General features: G+C 71.9%; 14 protein-coding genes and 1 riboswitch. Of the genes, 11 read left to right on the top strand and 3 right to left on the bottom strand.

From position 1 onward, the window contains the following. Nucleotides 1-47: 47 nt before the first annotated feature. Nucleotides 48-215: riboswitch (cyclic di-AMP (ydaO/yuaA leader) on the top strand. Nucleotides 216-228: 13 nt separating this feature from the next. Both QF037_RS13505 and QF037_RS13500 read left to right on the top strand, forming a co-directional pair. Next, entirely contained in the window at nucleotides 229-1,005 is a 777-nt protein-coding gene (locus QF037_RS13505; protein ID WP_307024956.1) for a M23 family metallopeptidase, read from the top strand. Nucleotides 1,006-1,192: 187 nt separating this feature from the next. Beyond that, nucleotides 1,193-1,888: a GntR family transcriptional regulator gene (locus QF037_RS13500; RefSeq protein WP_307024954.1), complete on the top strand. Its 696-nt coding sequence runs from the start codon at nucleotides 1,193-1,195 to the stop codon at nucleotides 1,886-1,888. Between the two features lie 137 nt (nucleotides 1,889-2,025). On the opposite strand, the gene QF037_RS13495 is transcribed toward QF037_RS13500, so the two are convergent. Beyond that, nucleotides 2,026-2,307, bottom strand: coding sequence for an HPr family phosphocarrier protein (locus QF037_RS13495; RefSeq protein ID WP_059198592.1), 282 nt, complete (start codon nucleotides 2,305-2,307; stop codon nucleotides 2,026-2,028). A gap of 197 nt (nucleotides 2,308-2,504) precedes the next feature. Between QF037_RS13495 and QF037_RS13490 the strand changes: the two genes are divergently transcribed. The 8 genes from QF037_RS13490 to QF037_RS13455 all read left to right on the top strand — a co-directional run bounded on the left by QF037_RS13490 (nucleotide 2,505) and on the right by QF037_RS13455 (nucleotide 14,136). Beyond that, nucleotides 2,505-5,321 carry a bifunctional acetate--CoA ligase family protein/GNAT family N-acetyltransferase gene (locus QF037_RS13490; RefSeq protein ID WP_307024950.1) on the top strand — a complete coding sequence of 939 codons (2,817 nt, stop codon included), beginning with the start codon at nucleotides 2,505-2,507 and terminating at the stop codon, nucleotides 5,319-5,321. 53 nt (nucleotides 5,322-5,374) lie between these two features. Next, on the top strand, nucleotides 5,375-5,962 hold the full coding sequence (locus QF037_RS13485; RefSeq protein ID WP_307024948.1) for a DUF5998 family protein: 588 nt from the start codon (nucleotides 5,375-5,377) through the stop codon (nucleotides 5,960-5,962). Further along, nucleotides 5,962-7,155: an alkaline phosphatase family protein gene (locus QF037_RS13480; protein WP_307024946.1), complete on the top strand. Its 1,194-nt coding sequence runs from the start codon at nucleotides 5,962-5,964 to the stop codon at nucleotides 7,153-7,155. Before QF037_RS13485 ends, QF037_RS13480 begins: the two co-directional genes overlap by 1 nt. Before the next feature lie 46 nt (nucleotides 7,156-7,201). Beyond that, on the top strand, nucleotides 7,202-7,849 hold the full coding sequence (locus QF037_RS13475; protein WP_307024944.1) for a thymidine kinase: 648 nt from the start codon (nucleotides 7,202-7,204) through the stop codon (nucleotides 7,847-7,849). A 440-nt stretch (nucleotides 7,850-8,289) separates the two neighbouring features. After that, nucleotides 8,290-9,603, top strand: a complete 1,314-nt coding sequence (locus QF037_RS13470; RefSeq protein WP_307024942.1) for a hypothetical protein — start codon at nucleotides 8,290-8,292, stop codon at nucleotides 9,601-9,603. Then, entirely contained in the window at nucleotides 9,600-11,687 is a 2,088-nt protein-coding gene (locus tag QF037_RS13465; RefSeq protein ID WP_307024940.1) for a M3 family metallopeptidase, read from the top strand. Before QF037_RS13470 ends, QF037_RS13465 begins: the two co-directional genes overlap by 4 nt. Beyond that, the gene (locus QF037_RS13460; protein ID WP_307024938.1) at nucleotides 11,684-12,931 is read left to right on the top strand and encodes an aKG-HExxH-type peptide beta-hydroxylase; all 1,248 of its coding nucleotides are present in this window, start codon (nucleotides 11,684-11,686) and stop codon (nucleotides 12,929-12,931) included. The genes QF037_RS13465 and QF037_RS13460 overlap by 4 nt, the downstream gene beginning before the upstream one ends. Beyond that, on the top strand, nucleotides 12,928-14,136 hold the full coding sequence (locus tag QF037_RS13455) for an MFS transporter (protein ID WP_373463714.1): 1,209 nt from the start codon (nucleotides 12,928-12,930) through the stop codon (nucleotides 14,134-14,136). The genes QF037_RS13460 and QF037_RS13455 overlap by 4 nt, the downstream gene beginning before the upstream one ends. Nucleotides 14,137-14,190: 54 nt before the next feature. Here QF037_RS13455 and QF037_RS13450 read toward each other — a convergent pair whose 3' ends face one another. Further along, nucleotides 14,191-14,958, bottom strand: coding sequence for a VOC family protein (locus tag QF037_RS13450; RefSeq protein ID WP_307024935.1), 768 nt, complete (start codon nucleotides 14,956-14,958; stop codon nucleotides 14,191-14,193). A 297-nt stretch (nucleotides 14,959-15,255) separates the two neighbouring features. On the opposite strand from QF037_RS13450, the gene QF037_RS13445 reads away from it, so the two are divergent. Continuing rightward, nucleotides 15,256-16,113 carry a sulfurtransferase gene (locus QF037_RS13445; RefSeq protein WP_307024933.1) on the top strand — a complete coding sequence of 286 codons (858 nt, stop codon included), beginning with the start codon at nucleotides 15,256-15,258 and terminating at the stop codon, nucleotides 16,111-16,113. A gap of 162 nt (nucleotides 16,114-16,275) precedes the next feature. On the opposite strand, the gene sepH is transcribed toward QF037_RS13445, so the two are convergent. Beyond that, entirely contained in the window at nucleotides 16,276-17,313 is a 1,038-nt protein-coding gene (sepH, locus tag QF037_RS13440) for a septation protein SepH (RefSeq protein WP_307024931.1), read from the bottom strand. Nucleotides 17,314-17,699 lie beyond the last annotated feature (386 nt).

Below are 17,699 nucleotides of genomic sequence, written 5' to 3'. Positions count from 1 at the left end.
GCGTCATCCGGGCTGTTCGTCAGGCAGTGCGCCGCGCCCGCGGCACCGGACAGTCATCGCCGAGTCCCCGTACGGCGCGAGCCAGGGGAGCCGGGGACCCACATTCATGTAGTCCCTGGGGTGAATCGGACGCCCGCGCGCAGCGAGGGGGGTCCGTAGGAGACCTTCCTGCTCCGAACCCGTCAGCTAACCCGGTAGGCGAGAAGGAAGGAAAGGACCAGCCACCACATGGCGTTCACGCGCGCCACCGGGAAGCACCGTCGTCCCAGCAGGATGAAGCGCACCACCGCCCACGTGGCGGGGGTCGCGGCCCTCACCACCACCGGCGTCATCGGCACCCTCGCGGCCCCGGCCCTCGCCGCGGAGCCCGCGGCCGAGCAGACCGGCCTCACCCCGGTCGTCACCATCGGCGACTCGGTCGCCGCCCAGATCGACGCCCAGGCCGAGGCCCAGCAGCAGGCGGCCATCGAGGCCGCCGAGCAGAAGGCCCGGCAGAAGGCCGAGGAGGCGGCGCTCAAGAAGGCCGCCGCCAAGGCCGAGAAGGAGCGCGAGGCCAAGGAGCGCGTCGCCCGCGCCGCCGCCGAGCGCAAGCGCCTCAACAGCTATGTCGCCCCGATCTCGGGCTCGTACATCTCCACCGGCTACAAGGCCGGCGGCGCCGTCTGGTCCTCCGGCAGCCACACCGGCGTCGACTTCCACGCCGCCAGCGGCACCTCCGTCCACGCGGTCGGCTCCGGCACGGTCGTCGAGGCCGGCTGGGGCGGGTCGTACGGCAACAACATCGTGATCAAGATGAACGACGGCACGTACACCCAGTACGGGCACCTGTCGTCCATCGGTGTCTCGGTGGGCCAGACGGTCACCCCGGGCCAGCAGATCGGCCTCTCCGGCGCGACCGGCAACGTCACCGGGCCGCACCTGCACTTCGAGGCTCGTACGACCGCGGAGTACGGCTCGGACATCGACCCCGTCTCCTACCTGCGTTCGCATGGCGTGAACGTCTGACGACGGACCGCGAGATCTCCTGAAACCCCGGCTCACCGAGCCGGGGTTTTGCCGTTTCTGTCGCCCTGTTGTCCAAAAAATATCCATGGATTCCGGCCCGCCATCGGAAATTCCCGCTCTTTGCAATAGAGTCACTGAACACACGTCAATCATCGACGTTTCACGGGGATTAAGGCGGAGGTCGGTCATGCGTATTCCGGCGCACTCGGTATGCACCGCGATCAGGGACGACATCGTCGCCGGTGTCTACGAGCGCGGCAGCCGCCTCACCGAGGAACTCCTCGCCCGTCGCTACGGGGTCTCCCGTGTCCCCGTCCGGGAGGCGCTGCGCACCCTGGAGGCCGAGGGCTTCGTGGTGACGCGGCGCCACGCGGGCGCGTGCGTGGCCGAACCGACCGAGCAGGAGGCCGCCGACCTGCTGGAGATGCGGATGCTCCTGGAGCCCCTGGGTGCCTCCCGGGCAGCACAGCGGCGCACCGAGGCGCATCTGAAGGTCCTGCGCGGTCTGGTGAGGCTGGGTCAGGAGAGGGCCAGGAGGGGCAACAGCGATGACCTGCGGTCCCTGGGCGGCTGGTTCCACGAGACGCTCGCCCAGGCCTCCGGCAGCCCCGCGCTGACCTCGATGCTGACCCAGCTGCGGCACAAGATCTCCTGGATGTACGCCGTGGACGCCCCGGTCAACCCCGTCGAGTCCTGGGCGGAGCACGGCGCCATCGTCGACGCTGTGGCGCGCGGCGACGGGGAGCGCGCGCGGGCGGTCACGGCTCTGCACACCGAGCGCTCGACAGCCGCGCACCGGCTCCGATTCAACGGCGCGGGAGATCGGCCCGAGCGTGTGAGGAACTCGCAACATCCCGTAAACATGCCGAGCCTGCGGCATTAACACAAGAGCCGTATACAAAGAGGCAGTAATTCGCGGGAGATTATTTCCGCTGCCTGTGAGCAGGAAATGCAAAGGGCTCGCCCGATAAATTCGGACGAGCCCTTCTGTGGTGCCGTGAATCAGCCGGACCCGGTAAATCAGACGGTCTCGGGAAGCTCCTCGAGACCCTCGGAGACCAGCTTCGCCAGCCGGTCGAGGGCGGCGTCCGCGCCCTCGGCGTCGGAGGCGAGGACGATCTCCTCGCCGCCCTGGGCGCCGAGGCCCAGAACCGCCAGCATGGAGGCCGCGTTGACGGGGTTGCCGTCGGCCTTGGCGATCGTCACGGGGATACCGGAGGCCGTGGTGGCCCGGACGAAGATGGAAGCGGGGCGGGCGTGAAGACCCTCGGCCCAGCCGACGTTGACGCGGCGCTCAGCCATGTGATGCTGCCCTTCGGTGTTCAGGGTTGTCTAGACCAGTTTCCCACAACGTGAAGCTTCTCCGGAGCGGACCTGCGTCCCGTCCGGGGTGAGCCGTCGGACCGCGGCCTCGGTCCGACTTCCGTCCTTGCGATCCTCTTGCGTTCTCCACAGACTGCCTCGCGCCGTTGTCGTACGCGAGCCGTAATCTGGGGCCCATGCAGACCTCGCCGGACCGGCACGAGTACCCCGCGCACTGGGAAGCCGACGTGGTGCTGCGCGACGGCGGCACCGCGCGCGTCCGCCCCATCACCGTCGATGACGCCGAGCGCCTGGTCAGCTTCTACGAGCAGGTGTCGGACGAGTCGAAGTACTACCGCTTCTTCGCGCCCTACCCTCGCCTGTCCGCCAAGGACGTCCACCGCTTCACGCACCACGACTTTGTGGACCGGGTGGGACTCGCCGCCACGGTCGGCGGTGAGTTCATCGCCACCGTACGCTACGACCGCATCGGCACCGACGGAATGCCCGCGTCCGCACCGGCCGACGAGGCCGAGGTCGCCTTCCTCGTGCAGGACGCCCACCAGGGCCGGGGCGTCGCCTCCGCCCTCCTCGAACACATCGGGGCCGTCGCCCGCGAGCGCGGCATCCGCCGCTTCGCCGCCGAGGTGCTGCCCGCAAACAACAAGATGATCAAGGTGTTCAGGGACGCCGGGTACACCCAGAAGCGCAGCTTCGAGGACGGCGTCGTCCGCCTGGAGTTCGACCTCGAACCCACCGACCGCTCCCTGGCCGTGCAGTACGCGCGCGAGCAGCGCGCCGAGGCGAGGTCGGTGCAGCGGCTGCTGACGCCCGGCTCGGTCGCCGTGATCGGCGTCGGCCGCACCCGTGGCGGCGTGGGCCGCGGCGTCTTCGACAACATCCGCGACGCCGGCTTCACGGGCCGGCTGTACGCCGTGAACAAGGCCTTCCCCGACAAGGAGCTCGACGGGGTCCCCGCCTACCGCTCGGTGCGCGACATCGAGGGGCCCGTCGACCTCGCGGTCGTCGCCGTGCCCGCCGAGCACGTCCCCCAGGTCGTCACCGAGTGCGGCGAGCACGGCGTACAGGGACTCGTGGTGATCTCCGCCGGGTACGCGGAGAGCGGCCCCGAGGGACGCGAACGGCAGCGCGAACTCGTACGGCACGCGCGCGCGTACGGCATGCGGATCATCGGGCCCAACGCCTTCGGCATCATCAACACCAACCCGGACGTACAGCTGAACGCGTCCCTGGCCAACGAGAAGCCCCGACCCGGCCGCATCGGCCTCTTCGCCCAGTCCGGCGCCATCGGCATCGCCCTGCTGTCCCGCCTGCACCGGCGCGGCGGCGGCGTCACGGGGACCACGGGCGTCTCCACCTTCGTCTCCTCCGGCAACCGCGCGGACGTGTCCGGCAACGATGTCCTGCAGTACTGGTACGACGACCCGGACACCGACGTCGTCCTCATGTACCTGGAGTCCATCGGCAACCCGCGCAAGTTCACCCGCCTCGCCCGCCGCACCGCGGCCGCCAAGCCGCTGGTCGTCGTCCAGAGCGCCGGCGCCGCCCCCCAGGGGCACGCCGTACGCGCCACCCGGCTGCCGCACTCGACGGTGTCCGCCCTGCTCGCGCAGGCCGGTGTGATCCGCGTGGACACGATCACCGAACTCGTCGACACCGGCCTGCTGCTCGCCCGGCAGCCCCTCCCGGGCGGCCCGCGCGTGGCGATCCTCGGCAACTCCGAGTCCCTGGGCCTGCTGACCTACGACGCCTGCCTCTCCGAGGGGCTCAGGCCGCTGACCCCGCTGGACCTGACGACGGCCGCCTCGCCCGCGGACTTCCACACCGCCCTGTCGCGCGCGCTGGCGGACGACACCTGCGACGCGGTGGTCGTGACCGCGATACCCGCCGTGGGGGAGGGCTCCGCCGGGGACGCTGCGCTCGCCGAGGCGCTCAGGTCGGCGGCCGAGCGGGTGCCGGGCAAGCCGGTGCTGGTGGTCCACGTCGAGCTGGGCGGACTCGCGGAGGCGCTGTCCGCCGCGGCAAGCACGGCACCGCAGGCCGCCACGCCGAGCGCCTCCCACCCCTTCCGCGCCCTGGACCGCCTCGCCGCCAAGGCCCCCGAAGAGGCACCCCGGAACTGCTCCCGCCTCATCCCCGCCTACCCCGCCGCGGAGCGTGCCGTCCGCGCCCTCGGCGAAGCCGTGAAGTACGCCCAATGGCGACGCGACGCCGCCGAGCCCGGCAAGGTGCCCGAGTACATCGACGCGGCCATCGACGAGAAGGGCGCCGCCGAACTCATCGACGGCCTCCTCGCGCGCGGACAGGGCCTGACCCTCGGCACCGAAGAGACCTGCGAACTCCTCGGCACGTACGGCGTCCAGGTGCACCGGGCCCTGCCCGCACCCACCCCCGACGAGGCCGCCCGGGCCGCTCGCACCCTCGGCTACCCCGTCGCCCTCAAGGCCACCGCCCCGCACCTCAGGCACCGCGCCGACCTGGGCGGCGTACGGCTCGACCTCGCGGACGAGGAACAACTGCGGCGGGCGTACGCCGAGTTGGCCGAGCTGTTCGGGACGCCCGAGGAGCTGCGCCCGGTCGTCCAGCGGATGGCGCCACGCGGCGTGGACACCGTCGTACGGGCCGTCATCGATCCCGCGGCCGGAGCCGTGCTCTCCTTCGGGCTCGCCGGGGCCGCCTCGCAGCTGCTCGGGGACGTCGCGCACCGGCTGATTCCGGTCACCGACCGTGAGGCGACCTCCCTGGTCCGGTCCATCCGAACGGCGCCGCTCCTGTTCGGCTGGAGAGGCTCGGCACCGGTCGACACGGCGGCCCTGGAGGAGCTGCTGCTGAGGGTGTCCCGCCTCGTCGACGACCACCCCGAGGTCGTCGCGGTGACCCTGGAACCGGTCGTCGTCGCCCCGCACGGCCTGAGCGTCCTCGGCGCGTCCGTACGCCTGGCACCCCCGCCCGCCCGCGACGACCTCGGCCCGCGGACCCTGCCCGCGTACTGAGAACACCCCTGAGCGGTGCCTCGCAGTCAGTCGCCCCCCGTAGGATGGGGGTCATGGCCAAGACCAGTACGACGACCCAGGGGCTGCGAGCGGCGATCGAGCGCAGCGGCTACTACCCGGCCCTCGTGGCCGAGGCGGTGGAGGCCGCTGTGGGCGGCGAGCCCATCCGGTCGTACCTGGTCCACCAGGAGACGACGTTCGACCAGAACGAGGTGCGGCGGCATGTGACCGTGCTCGTCCTCACCGGCAACCGCTTCATCGTCAGCCACACCGACGAGCAGGCCGCCGACACCACCTCCCCGACGCCGTACGCCACGACGTCCACGGAGTCCGTGAAGCTTGGCCGGATCTCCTCGGTCGTGCTCAGCCGAGTGGTCGCCAACCCGGAGCAGTACAAGCCGGGCACCCTGCCCCGCGAGGTCGTGCTGACCATCGGCTGGGGCGCCGTCTCCCGGATCGACCTGGAGCCGGCCGCCTGCGGCGACCCCAACTGCGAGGCCGACCACGGCTACACGGGCAACTCGACCGCCGACGACCTCAGCCTGCGGGTCAGCGAGGCCGGCGACGGCCCCGACACGGTCCGTCAGACCCTCGCCTTCGCCCAGTCCCTCTCCGAGGCGACCGCGGACACCGCGCACTGATGGCGCAGCCCACCGCCTGGGAGCCCTACCCGGAACCACTGGCCGTCGACTCCGCACCGCTGCCCGAGTACGGCAGCGGCTCCCTCGCCGACCTCCTGCCCACGCTCGCCGCAGGCATGGGCGTACCCGGCACGACCGCCACGATCACCGAGCTGACCCCCGCCGACCGGAACTGTGTGTTCCTGATCGACGGCCTCGGCTGGGAACAGCTGCTGGCGCACCCGGACGAGGCCCCCTTCCTGGCCTCGCTGCTCGCGGGCTCGCGCGGCGGCACCGGCCGGCCGATCACGGCCGGCTTCCCGGCGACCACCGCGACCTCCCTCGCCTCCGTCGGCACCGGACTGCCGCCGGGCGCACACGGACTGCCCGGTTACACCGTGCGCAACCCCGACACCGGCGAGCTGATGAACCAGCTGCGCTGGCAGCCGTGGACCTCGCCGCGTGTGTGGCAGCCGTACCCCACAATCTTCCAGCGCGCCCAGGACGCGGGCGTGCACGCGGCGCAGGTGTCCTCACCGACCTTCGAGAACACCCCGCTGACCAAGGTCGCACTGAGCGGCGGCACGTTCCTCGGCCGGCTGCCGGGCGAGGACCGCATGGACCTCGCGGCCGAGCAACTGGCCGCCGCCGACCGCGCGCTCGTCTACACGTACTACGCCGAACTCGACGGTGCGGGGCACCGCTTCGGCGTCGACTCCGACACCTGGCGCGGCCAGCTCATGCACGTGGACCGTCTGGTGCAGCGCCTCGCGGAGCAGCTCCCGCCGCGCAGCGCGCTCTACGTCACCGCCGACCACGGCATGGTCGACATCCCCTTCGACGAGCAGCACCGCATCGACTTCGACGAGGACTGGGAGCTGCGTGCCGGGGTCGCCCTGCTGGGCGGCGAGGGCCGGGCCCGCCACGTCTACGCGGTGCCGGGCGCCGAGAACGACGTCGTGACCTGCTGGCGCGAGGTGCTCGGCGAGCAGTTCTGGGTGGCCTCGCGGGACGAGGCGATCGCGGCGGGCTGGTTCGGCCCCCAGGTCGACGACCGGGTGTACGCACGCCTCGGTGACGTGGTCGCGGCCGCGCGGGACGACGTCCTCATCATCGCGTCCGAGCGGGAGCCCAAGGAGTCGGCGATGGTCGGCAACCATGGTTCGATGACCCCCGCGGAGCAGTTGGTCCCGCTGCTCGAAGTACGCTCCTGAAGCCTCCCGCTGCCGTCCTCCGTTGCCGAAAGGTGCTCAACTCCCCATGCCCGAGCTGGTGTTCTTCTCCGGAACCATGGACTGCGGGAAGTCGACCCTGGCTCTCCAGATCGAGCACAACCGCTCCGCGCGCGGCCTGCAGGGCATGATCTTCACCCGGGACGACCGCGCGGGCGAGGGCAAACTCTCCTCCCGCCTCGGCCTGGTCACGGACGCGGTGGAGGTCGAGGACGGCCAGGACCTGTACGCCTACCTGGTCGACCACCTCTCCCAGGGCGGCCGCGCCGACTACGTCATCGCCGACGAGGCCCAGTTCCTGGCCCCCGCTCAGATCGACCAGCTCGCCCGCGTCGTCGACGACCTGGGCCTCGACGTCTATGCCTTCGGCATCACGACCGACTTCCGCTCCAAACTGTTCCCGGGCTCCCAGCGCCTGGTGGAACTGGCCGACCGCGTAGAGGTGTTGCAGGTCGAGGCCCTCTGCTGGTGCGGCGCCCGCGCCACGCACAACGCCCGCACCATAGGGGGCGAGATGGTCGTGGAAGGCGCTCAGGTGGTCGTGGGAGACGTCAACCAGGCGGAAGCGATCGGGTACGAGGTCCTGTGCCGTCGCCATCACCGCCGCCGGATGACCGCGGCCACGGCACGGGCGGCGGCGTTGTCCCCCGACGTGCTGCCGGTCACCACCGGCTGAGCGCCCGGCACGACGCTCACCTGCTCGCCTGTCCCGGCTCACGCATGCCCTGACCGTCTCTCGAGTCGATCTCCAGCAATGCTCGGCGGATCTTCGAGAAGCACCTCCTACGTTTGACCTGTCCCCGAAAACCCCGGGGCCGCAGTCGACACAGGAGGTTCAGACATGGACGCCGAGCAGATCACCGAGGTCGAGGTCGAGACGGACGAGCTGGCCGAGGAGTTCGGTCTCACGGTCTCGGGCGTGGCCTACTACGCCCCGGCCGTCTGATCTCCGACATCAGGCGACCTGCCCTCCTGGCGACCAGGCGGGCTCGCGATGGCCGCAAAGGGCGAACTCCCTTTGCGGCCATCACGCTTCGTGGCAAGCACCCAGCGGACCACGACAGCTGATCAACGACAGCCGATCGACGACAGAGGACCACGACGGAGGAGCCGGCGGTGGAGAAGTTTCTGCGGACCAAGGGAGACGTCGGCGACCTGCCCCCGATGCAGGAGCCGCCGAGGGGCACCTTCGCACCGGAGCCGGCCCCCCGGTCACGCGAACTCCTCGCCTCGTACTTCGATCTGGAGAGCCCCGGCGGTCCTCTGCACGCCCAGTGCACCGCCGACGTCGGCCGCCGCCTGGCACAGGACCTGCCCGTTCCCGTCCACCAGATCGCCTCGCTCGGACTGCTGAGGCAGGCGCTGAAGACCGAGGAGCCCGGCCGGCCCAACCCGGACGACCCCCGCGACCTGCCCGTACCCTTGAGGTCGGCCCGCTGGCAGAACCTGTGCGCCCTGACCGAGAACTGGTCCGGGCTGTCCACCGGCGACCGGTCCCGCCTGGTGACCGCGCTGGCCAAGCTCGGCTTCTGGAAGACCATCGCGGCCCTCGTCCCCGCCGACCCGGTCGGCCGCGATCTGGACGCCCTGCGGCTGGCCTACTTCCGGCACAACGCCGACGCACAGCTCGCCGGGGACGCCCGGAGCGCGGCCGCGGCGTTCGTGCGGGCCCGCGGTGTCATGGATGCCATCGCCCGCACCGAGGAGTTCGATCCGGCCGTACGGTACGGGGCCGCCGCCCACATGATCGTGCTGTGCGCCAAGGGCGAGAAGCAGAAGGCACTGGCCGACATGAGGTACTGGCTGGCCGCCGCCGACGAGGTGGCCGACCGGGCGGGCGTGGAGATGGAGCCGCTGCACACCTCCATCTACTGGCGCGGAGTGGCCTTCATACCGTTCTTCGAGGGCGACCACGCGGAGGTCGACCGGCAGCTGCAACTCGCTGAGAAATACGCCCTGGAGGCCGTGGCGCTCGCGGACGGGGATACCCGCCTCCTGGCGCTGGAGAACGTCCACCCGGTCCTCGAGACTTCTGGGCGGTCGGCCAAGGCCCGCGGGGACATCGAGGGCGCGGAGCGGTTCTACCGACGGATGACCGAGTGGGACCCGCTCGATCCCAAGGCGCACGTACGGCTGGCCGACTTCCTGATGGGGGAGAGCCGGATCGCCGAGGCGCGCGAGGCGTACCGCATCGCCGCCGGGCTGGGCGCGCCGTACGCCTCCTACGCCCACTGCCAGGCCGCCCGCTGCTCCCTGCGGCTGGAGCAGCCGGACCAGGCCCACGGCGCCCTGGTGGCGTCGGCCTCCCTCGACCGGCAGGCACTGTCCCCGCTGATCCTGCTGCGCGACATCTGCACCGACGGCGGGACCGGCCCGCTGCGCCAGTGGGCCGTGGACGAACTGGCCGTACGGATGCGGGCGGCCCGATGAGCCCGAACCCGCTTCTGGAGCCTCCCGCCGCCCACGGGATGCAGCCGTTCGCCGACATCCGCCCCGGGCACTATCGGCCCGCGCTGGAGCAGGCCATCGCCGAGCGCGAGGCCCGGGTCGACGCCATCGCCGCCGACCCGGCGCCGCCGGACTTCGCCAACACCGTCGAGGCGCTCGAGTTCTCCGGCACCCGGGTGCAGTACATCCACGACGCGTTCACCCACCAGGTGACCGCGGGCGGCGAGGCCGCACTGACCGACCTGGAGCAGGACATCGCCGTCCTGCTCTCCCGCCACGAAGGGCGCATCGTCCGCAACAGGCGTCTGGTCGCCCGTATCGACGCGGTGCACGCCGGGCGCGACCGGATCACCGACCCCCAGTCCCGGGCCCTGACCGTGCACTGGTGGCGCCGCATGCGGCGGGTGGGCGCCATGCTGCCCGCCGAAGCCGCCCGGGAACTCGGCGAGGTCAACCGCGAGCTCTCCCGGGAGTGTGCCGCCTACCGGCAGACCCTGATCGAGGACGCCCACCGCCAGGCCCTGGCGGTGCCCGGACCCGACGCCCTGCGCGGTCTGCCCGCCGACCGGCTCGCGGCCATGGCAGAGGAGGCCGCGCGCCGCGGCAGGGCAGCACCCTGGCACGTTCTGCCGCTCGCCTCGTCCACCAGCCAGCCGGCGCTTGTGCAGCTACGGGACCGGGACACGCGGAGAACCCTCTTCGAACGCTCGCTCGGGAGAGGGGCGGACAACGAGCAACGGGCCGCCCGGATCGCCCGGTTACGCGCCCGCCAGGCCCGCATCCTGGGCTACCCGTCGTACGCCGCATGGGCGACCGAGGATCAGACGACGGGCACCCCAAAGGCCGTGGAGGCGATGTTCCGGCGGCTGGCGGAGCCGCTCCTGCACGCGGCACACACCGAACGCCGCGCGCTGCGGGCCAGGGCCGGTCACCGGATCCGGGCCTGGGACTGGACCCACCACGCGGCAGCGGGACCCGCGGCCGACGGAGGGGAGACCGGCGCCGAAGGGCCCACCGCGGACGAACTCCGTGCCCACTTCGAACTGGACGCCGTCATCACCCGCGGCCTCTTCCACAGCGCCCGCCTCCTGTACGGCCTCGAGTTCACCGAACGCCATGACCTCACCGCCCACCACCCCGAGGCCCGCGTCTTCCAGGTCACCGACGAACACGCCGGCACGGTGGGCCTCTTCCTGATCGACGTCTTCTCCCGGCCCGGCAAACGAGGCGGCGCGTGGACGGGCATCCTGCGCCCCCAGGCACACACCACCGCGACCCGGCCCGTCGTGGTGAACACCTTCAACCTCACCCCGCCCGGCGCCGGGCGCCCCTGCCTCCTCGACATGCCCGAAGTCGTCACCCTCTTCCACGAGTTCGGACACGCCCTGCACGCACTGCTCTCCGACGTCCGCTATCCGGCGCACTCGGCCCCCGGCGTCCCCCGTGACTTCTCCGAGGCTCCCGCCCAGGTCCACGAGACCTGGGCATTCGACGAGCAACTCCTCGAGCACTACGCCCGGCACCACCGCACCGGACAGCCGCTGCCCCCGGACTGGATCAAACAGGTGAGCGAGCGCCACAGCACCGGCGGAGTGCATCTGCTGGTGGAGATCCTGGGCGCGGCCGCGGTGGACTGGTCCTGGCACACGCTTCCCGACGGACCCGACGACCAGGGCGGGAACGCGGACTGGGACGCCGCACGGATCGAGGCGCGGGGCGCCGCTCGCTGGGGGCTGGACACAGTGCCCGAGATTCCGCCGCGTTACCGCTCCGGCTACTTCGACCACGTCTTCCACGGCCCCTACGGCGCGGGCTTCTACGCCTATCTCTGGTCCGAGATCATCGCCGCGAACCTGGTCGAGGCGCTGGAGAAGCGCGGCGGCCTCACCCGCGCGAGCGGCGAGGCGCTCCGCACGATGCTCGCCGCCGGCGGATCCCGCGCCGCGATGACCCTGTTCCACGAGCTCACCGGCCTGGACCAGCCGCGCATCGAGCCGTTCCTCCGCCGCCGCGGCCTGCCGGACGTCGCACCGTCGCCACTCTCTCCGAACAGGACCTCACCATGACCACCACCGACTTCCTCGGCGGCCATCTGGCCCTCGCCGGGGACGACGACCCCGTCCTGCCCGCCTACGTGGCCAAGCTCCGCGCCTCCGTCCCGCGGGTGACCAAGCGGCTGGGGCAGCTCGCGGGCGAGCCGACCGAGGCCGAACTGACCCTGTGGGGGCAGCGGTTCGCGGCACTGGACGACGACTCCGCGCACCGGCTCCTGTCCCATCCGGTCTTCCCCTACCTGTGGCGGCAGTTGATGCTCGCGGCCCAGCGCAAGGACGCCGACTTCATCCGCGCCTGGTCCACGCATTTCGCGCGGTTCGTCGCCCTGCCCCACGCCACCGGCCCCGCCGCGGACCCCGAGGGCACCGACGTGCGGTCGCCCGCGCCCGTCACCGAGGTGCGGTTCCCCCAGGTGCGCCATCACCTGGTCTTCGACACCCCCGTGCACCGGCTGGTGATCCGCGAGGACGGCGACGGCATCGTCCGCGACGGCTCCGCCGCCGTGCCCGCCTCCTACATCCACGGTGCGGGCGATGCCCGGCTGGGGAACGCCCGGCGTGTGCGGCGACCGGTCATCGCCGGAACCGACATCGAGATCGACAACGCCGGTCCCTGGATCGCGCGCCACTTCACGTCCATGAACTCCCATGAGCCGCAGCCCGGTTACCCCCGCTCCGACCTCGCCGTACGGGAGATCGGCGAGGACGACATCACCGACATCTCCCGGGCCTTCGCCCTCATCGAGGACGTCTGGCCCGAACTCGCCACCGAGATCCGCGCCTACACCCGGGTGGTCGTCCCCTACGCCTCCGAGTTCCACTCCTCGTTCACCGAGGCGATCCTGATGGGCGCGGTGTTCCTGTCGGAGGCGGCTCAGCCGTTCAGCGCCACCCACTACACCGCCGAGCACCTGTTGCACGAGAGTTCACACCTTCGGCTGATGCTGCTCCTGGAACTGGACCCGCTGGTGACCGTCGCGGAAGGGGCGACCTTCAACTCCCCGGTGCGCAAGGACCCGCGCCCCCTGTGGGGCATGCTCATGGCCGTCCATGCCTTCGCCCGCATCACCGCGTTCCACCGCCGCGCCCACGACCGCACCGGTCGGGAGATCCACCGCGAACTGACGCGGCAGAACGCGGATCTGCTCGCCAAGGGCCTGGACGAGATCGAGGGCGAGCCCACGGCGGAGTTCACCGAGGCCGGCAAGGTGCTGTGGGCGCAGATGCGCGCGGAGACGGAACGGGTCCTGCGATGACGACGACCACCCAGGTGCGCCAGGCGGGCTTCGCGGACCTCATCGGGGACCGGACGGTCCGCGTCCTGGCACTCTGCTCGCTGATCAACTCCTGTGCCTTCTTCGGCATGATGCCCTTCCTGGCGCTCTATCTCGCCGACATCACCTCGCTGCCGCCGGCCGCGATCGGCGCCTTCACCGGCTCCATCGCCCTGGTCGGTGCGGTGGGGGCGCTGGCGGGCGGAGCCATCACCGACCGCGCCGGGGCCGGGAGTCTGCTGCGCGCAGGCCTCGTCCTCTACGCGCTGCTGGCCGCGGCCCTCGCCACCGTCACCGCGCCGGTGCTGGTGCTGCCCCTGATCGTGTGCCTGGGCGGTGCGCTGATGCTGGTCGGGCCGTCCTTGAAGAAGCTGATGAGCCTCGCCGCGGGCGAGGGCGGCGAACTGGTCTTCCGCATACGGTTCATGACCGTGTCGGCCGGCGCCGCGCTCGGCCCCCTCGCGGGTGCCGCGGCCTACAGCGTCTCCCACCGGGCGCTCTTCGCCGTCTCCGCGGCGCTGTTCGCCTGCTGCGTGCTGCTGGTCCACGCGCGACGCGACTCCCTGCGGGTGCTGGACGTCCGTGTACCGGCCGCCCGTCAGGGGCGCTGGACCTGGACGCACTCCCTGCGCGACGGGCGGTTCCGGCTGGTGCTGGTCTCGGCCGTTCTGATCACCCTGGTCTTCGCCCAGCTCGAATCGGTGATCCCCCTCTACCTCAAGGGAGAGTCCGGTGACCGCGCCCCGACGCTGTTCGCGGTGGTGTTCGCCGTGCACGCCGTCCTGGGCTTCGCCTACCAGTGGCCGGCCGCGTGGCTCGCCCGGCGCACCACGCTCCCGGCGCAGGCCGGGGTGGGCTGCACCGGCTTCGCCGTCGCCTTCCTGTGCTGGGGAACCTCCGGCGGCCGACTGTGGGTCCTGCTGGCCGGGGTGCTCGCCTGGACCGTCGGGGAGGCGCTCCTGATGCCGATGGCCGACCTCGTCACCCACCGCCTCGCGCCCGACGCGGAGAAGGGGGCGTTCTTCGGCGCGCTGGAACTCCGCTACCTGGGCTTCTTCGCCGGGCCGATCCTCGGCGGCGCCCTGCTCGACAGCGGCACCTGGCACTACTTCGGTGTGATGGCGGCACTGTCCTTCGCCGCCTGGCCGGTGCTCCGCGCCCGCTCCCTGGGTCTGGACGGCCGATGACCGCCGTCGGCCCGATCACCGACCCCGCACGTCCCGCGTCGGCGGAGACGAGCCTCAGCGAGGTACCTGTACCACCGAGAAGCGTGCCCCCTCGGGATCCGCCACCGTCGCCACGCGGCCGTGGGGGCTCTCGTGGGCCGGTTTCAGGATGTGTCCGCCGAGGCCGGTGAGGCGGGAGAGGGTCTCGTCGGTGTCGGCCACCTCGAAGTACGTCATCCAGTGCGGGCCCCGGTCGCGGGGGAGGCAGTTGCCGACGCCGTGGACTCCGGCAACCGGGTGGCCGGCGACATGGAGGGTGACGTAGTCGAGGTCGGCGGAGACCACCGGCTCCTCGTCATAGCCGAAGACCGTTTCGTAGAACTTGGTGACGCTCGCCGTCTCGAAGGTGAGCAGTTCGTGCCAGGCCGGTGTGCCGGGGACGCCCGAGATACCCGTGCCGCGGTGCGCTCCCGCCTGCCAGATGCCGAAGACCGCGCCGGAGGGGTCGGATCCGATGGCCAGCCGGCCCGCGTCCTCCGCGTCCAGCGGGCCGACCCCGACCGTGCCGCCGCACAGCCGTACCGTCTCCGCGGTCAGGTCGACGTCGTCCGAGGCGAGGTAGGGCGTCCAGGCGACCGGGAGGTGGCGGTCGGGCGGAAGCTGGCCGATTCCGGCGACCTCCTCCCCGTCCAGCAGGGCCCGGACGTAGGGGCCGAGCTGCTTGGGACCGGGTTGGAATTCCCAGCCGAACAGTTCGCCGTAGAAGTCCTGGGTCGTGGTCAGCCCGTGCACCATCAGGCTCACCCAGCAGGGCGTGCCGGGGGTGTGCGTCTCGCCGGTCATCGTCACTCTCTCCTCGACCCCTCGCGGCGGCCGCGTCGCCGCCGCTCTCCGGAACCCGGTGCCGATGCTCGCACCACCCGTGGCACGGCGCGCTCCGGGCGCGCCGCCGCTCCGTGGCCCGTGTCCGCGGAATGCCCGGTGTGCGGCTTCCCGTCCGCTTCTGCGCGATTGTCCACAGGTGTCGATCGGCTGTACAGCATGTGCCCGATCCCGTACGCCTCGTGATCGGGCCTGCCCGGCGGAGCAGAGTAGCCGGACATGGGCGATGCGGCCACCCCGTACGCGAGGATGGTGGCCATGAACGCCATCATCTCCGCATCCGAACTCGTGAGCGAACTCGCGGGCGAGAACCCGCCGGTACTGCTCGACGTCCGCTGGCAGTTGAGCGTGGCCAAGGCGGCCGGGGGACCCCCCTTCGACGGCCGGGCCGAGTACGCGGCCGGGCACATCCCGGGCGCCGTCTTCGTCGACCTGGACAGGGAACTTGCGTCCGCCGCCGGTCCGCGCGGCCGGCATCCCCTGCCCGATGTCGCGGAGTTCGGCGCCGCGATGCGCCGGGCGGGTGTGTCGGCCTCCGTGCCGGTGGTCGTGTACGACGGGGGACAGGGCTGGGCGGCCGCCCGCGCGTGGTGGCTGCTGCGCTGGACGGGTCACCCGGACGTGCGGGTCCTCGACGGCGGGTTGCCGACGTGGGAGGGGCCCCTCCAGTCGTCGGTGCCCGGTCCCGCTCTCGCCGAGGGCGACTTCCGGCCGATGCCGGGACCGGCGGGGCTGCTCGACGCGGACGCGGCGGCGGCGCTGGCGCGGTCCGGAGTGCTGTTCGACGCGCGGGCGGGGGAGCGGTACCGGGGTGAGGTCGAGCCGATCGACCGGGTCGGCGGGCACATCCCGGGCGCCGTGTCCGCGCCGACGAACGAGAACGTGGGGCCGGACGGGCGTTTCCTGCCCGCGGAGGAGCTGGGCGCGCGCTTCAAGGCCCTCGGGGCGGGCGACGGCTCCGAGGTCGGGGTGTACTGCGGTTCGGGCGTCTCCGGGGCGCACGAGGTGCTGGCCCTGGCGGTCGCCGGGATTCCGGCGGCTCTGTACGTGGGGTCCTGGTCGGAGTGGTCGTCGGACCCGTCCCGGCCGGTCGCCGTGGGTCCCGACCCTCAGTGACCCGGCGCGAGGGCTGAGCGGGGGGCGGCTCGACGCGGCGCTGACGGGCTGTCCCCCTCTTCAGCCGCCCGGCCGTACTCGTGTCGCACAAGCCGGAGGGCCCGCTGCCGACCGGCGCGGGCCCTCATCCTCGTACGGCCGTCTCCACAGCCGTACGACCGGCTACTCCTGCTTCTTGCGGCGCGTGCCGAACACGATCTCGTCCCAGCTCGGGACCGCCGCGCGGCGTCCGGGGCGGACGCCGTCGGCCTCAGCCTGGCGGTCGGTGGAGCCGGTGAGGCGGTCGCGGTGGCTGCCGACCGAACGGGGCATGAGGACGTCCGCGTAGGCCGAACCGGCCGAGGCCGCCGGGGCCGGGGGTTCCTCCACCTCGGGTTCGGCGGGAGGCTCCTCCATGGGCGGGGCGGGCTCCGGGGGGCGCTCCGGGACCACCAGGTCGCCCCGGAAGCTCGGCACCGCCTCCAGCAGGCTGGTCAGCGAGTCCCGCTCGGCCGTGGCCTCCTCGACCGGATCGGTCGACGGCACGGGCAGGCTCGGCCCCCGTTCGAGGGCGCGGTCCAGCGGACGGTCGCGCGGCAGCCGAGCGATCCGCGGGACGAACGGAAAGCTGGGCTCCGGCACGGCGAGGTCGTCGGACTCGCCGATCAGCGAGCGTGCCTCCTCGTCGACGGCCTGGACGAGCCGCCGGGGCGGGTCGTACGTCCAGCTCGCCGAGTGCGGTTCGCCCGCGACCCGGTAGACCAGCAGGACTTCCCAGGTGCCGTCGTCGCGGCGCCACGAGTCCCACTGGACGGTGTCCTTCTCGACGCCGCGCAGCAGCAGGCGCTCCTGGACGGCCTCGCCGAGCTGGGGGCCCGCGTTCTCGCCGGGGCGGCGGACGGGTGTCTTGCGTGCCCGCTCGGCCATGAACGCGCGCTCCGCGAGCACAGGGCCCTCGAAGCGGCGTACGCGGTCCACGGGGATGCCGGCCATCTGCGCGACCTCTTCGGCCGTCGCACCGGCGCGTATACGTGCCTGAATGTCACGGGGGCGGAGATGGCTCTCCACCTCGATCTCGATCTGGCCGAGGCGGGGACGGTCGCCGCGTACCGCGGCGCGCAGACGCTCGTCAATCGGAAGCGTGTACTCCGTGCTGTCCGCAGCCTTCAGCACCAGCCGTGTGCCGTCATTCGAGACGGCCACGACACGCAGTTCGGGCATGGGGACCTCCCGGGTGGTGCCTGCCGACGTCACGTGCGTCGCTGCTTCCGCTAGTCGAGTGTGGCCTGCCCGGGTGCAGCCTGCCACAACCTTGCCGAGTTGCCCGGCGTGTCGGGCACGAGCCCTGGAACGCCGTTATGGCACGGTTACCTATTCGCAACGCTAAGTGACCAAATCCGTCACCCTGTGCAACTAGCCCCCTCCTGGCGGTCCTTGGAGCCATGGACGCCCTGGCGGGAGACCGGATCCAGGGCTCGCAACAGTACTCCATTTGGACCACGTGCGTGGATTGGCGCGCCGCCCGACTTCTGGCAACAGACCGGACTTGACGGCCTCCCGCGCGAATTCAGGGATCTTGAACGTGGCGCACTTCACGGAATCACCCG

It is taken from the genome of Streptomyces canus, assembly GCF_030815415.1.
GTDB lineage: Bacteria > Actinomycetota > Actinomycetes > Streptomycetales > Streptomycetaceae > Streptomyces > Streptomyces canus_F.
This window is presented reverse-complemented; position numbering and strand designations above follow the sequence as displayed.